2 protein-coding genes and 1 pseudogene are annotated in these 2,213 nt (G+C 44.2%); all 3 read left to right on the forward strand.

Features of this window, described 5'->3' with window-relative positions:
* Positions 1-543, forward strand: a pseudogene (locus tag ACFILW_RS09455) (DUF4815 domain-containing protein); the annotation flags it as partial.
* A 14-nt stretch (positions 544-557) separates the two neighbouring features.
* Positions 558-1,940, forward strand: a complete 1,383-nt coding sequence (locus ACFILW_RS09460; protein WP_375685675.1) for a Bgr_08870 family protein — start codon at positions 558-560, stop codon at positions 1,938-1,940.
* Between the two features lie 9 nt (positions 1,941-1,949).
* The gene (locus ACFILW_RS09465) at positions 1,950-2,201 is read left to right on the forward strand and encodes a hypothetical protein (RefSeq protein ID WP_375685677.1); all 252 of its coding nucleotides are present in this window, start codon (positions 1,950-1,952) and stop codon (positions 2,199-2,201) included.
* Positions 2,202-2,213 lie beyond the last annotated feature (12 nt).

Consider the following 2,213-nt stretch of genomic DNA (forward strand, 5'->3'; position numbering starts at 1 on the left):
TTTGACCTTGTGGACTGCTCTGATTTGCAAGTACGCGCAGCCATTGAATTGCCTTCAAGCGATTGTTCTGTCATCTTTGAAATTGAACGAAACAATGGCACAATTTATCAACTTCTTCCCTTTCAATTGCTAAGCCTTACTGAATATATCAGTGAAAAGGTAAAGCTTCGCGCTATTCTCAAAGGCACCGAAAAGCTCTCACCCGTCTTGTTTGCTCCTGTTCAATTGATTGCGGGAAAGATCCATAAAACAGCCACTTATGTCACCCGTGCTTTTGCCTTTGGGGAAAAGGCAAGGTTGACCAGTTATATCAAAACCTTTTTACCAGGTGGTGCAACCTTTTCACTGGAGATGCAACTGGATGATGGTGGTTTCACCCCTTTGAAACTTGACGAAACAGAACAACTTGCCGAGCCGCTTTGGACAGAGCGCAAATTTATCAGTAGTGATAAAGGCGCCAAACAAGCGCGCTTGAAACTCACGCTTACTGGTGGACCAGCAGCACGGTCAATGGTGCGTGATTTTGGCGCCGGCATATTATGAGGGGAAAATGAGAGATGACAAAAACCAAAAAACTCGACATGGAATTGCCTAAAGAAGGTCGTTTTATCAGTTCTGAATTCCCAATCTTGCGGGAAAACTTGACCAAAATTGATCAAGCTCTTTTGGTTGTTGAGGAAAAGATAAACGAAAAAGCACCTTCAAAACACACGCACACAATAAGTGATGTTGCAGATCTAGAAAGCGCTCTCAATGGCAAGATGGCAGCGGATAAAACCTTCACTTTTGCTGATTTAAGCGATATCGAAGGCGCAAAAGATGCTGCCAACAATTATGTTCTCTATAAATCAAGCAATAATAACTTCACTTTTGGCAGTGCTGTCTCTCTATTAGGCGCGCATCAACATAAAACCGAAGATATTGTGGGGCTTGATGATTTTAGAGCCAAGATCAACGAAGATCTCACAAGCTATGGACGCTTAGCCAGCCCAAATGAATGGCAGAATTATAATAAATTTACCAGCAAAGTCACTATGAGTGGTGGCTTAGAACTGTTGGGTAATTCGTCGTTTAATCTCACCCACAATAATAAAGTTGTGACAAGTCTAAGTGCAAGTGGAAGCATGCTTAAAGGTCCAGCAACTGTTGATGGTAAGGCACTTTACACAAAAGATGAGGCTACCACTGTTCTTCAAAAAATACGCAATGAGATTGCAAAACTGAAAGAAGTTACCGCGCTTAATCCCCTTGAAATCCTCATGACAGAAAGTGGTACCATTCCATTTCCTGATAGTGTTAATAGCTACACCGATATTGAAATATGGGCGTGGGGTGGCGGTGGAGGCGGCAGTAATATAAAAGGCGGTGGTGGAGGTGGCGGCGGTTGCGTACGTATTAAAATCAAAGGATACCAGCTGGGAAACTCAAAAAATGCTCAAATTGGACGTGGTGGGAAAGGCGGTAATAACGAAAGGGGAGGCATAGGTGGTCAAACAATAATTCAGGGACTTCTTACCGCAGGCGGTGGCGGAGGTGGTGGATATTATGGATACGCAACTAGTGGCAGTGAAGGAAGTGCCAACAGCAGTGGTCGCGGCGGTAGCGGTGGCAGCTACTACTCTAGTAACAGTAATGTTAATGGTAGCAGTTCTACTTTCGGTGGCGGGAGTGGTGGTGGCTACGCATACTATAGAAGTAACGACGGCCCCTTTATTGTCTACAAAACAAACATTGGACATGGTGGAAGCTCTATTTATGGGGGGGCTGGTGGTGGTTGCAGTGATGGTATCGCAAAAGGGGGTTACAGTGGGAAAGGCGGCAATGGTGGTGATGGAAATGGTTTTACCAGCGGCGGTGGCGGTGGCTATTTTCCAGGAAAATCTGGTGGAGATGGCGGCAATGGTGGTGACGGAGCAATCTTGTTGAGATTTTTTATCTAGGAGTTTTTTATGAAATATGCAGTTGTTGAAAATGGTGTGGTAACAAATATTATTGTAGCCTCAGAAGACTATGTCCATGCCTTTGATGGTGAAGCTATCCCCTCAAGTGAAGCGCAGATCGGCTGGACTTATAAGGATGGAGTGTTCTCTCCTCCTATTGTTGATGAAAACACAAAACAGCTCTCATCTACTGAAATGACAGAAATAGACGCACCCGTAGAGCTCATAAAAGAACCACAAGAGAAAGATAATCAAATCTAGGCGATAAGGCTT

Origin of the sequence: Bartonella sp. TT110JLCBS (assembly GCF_042193405.1) — a bacterium.
Lineage (GTDB): Bacteria > Pseudomonadota > Alphaproteobacteria > Rhizobiales > Rhizobiaceae > Bartonella.

Excerpts from the sequence above, each read along its gene's own strand:
- ACFILW_RS09460 (WP_375685675.1), top strand. The coding sequence starts at position 558 with ATGACAAAAACCAAAAAACTCGACATGGAATTGCCTAAAGAAGGTCGT.
- ACFILW_RS09465 (WP_375685677.1), top strand. The coding sequence starts at position 1,950 with ATGAAATATGCAGTTGTTGAAAATGGTGTGGTAACAAATATTATTGTA.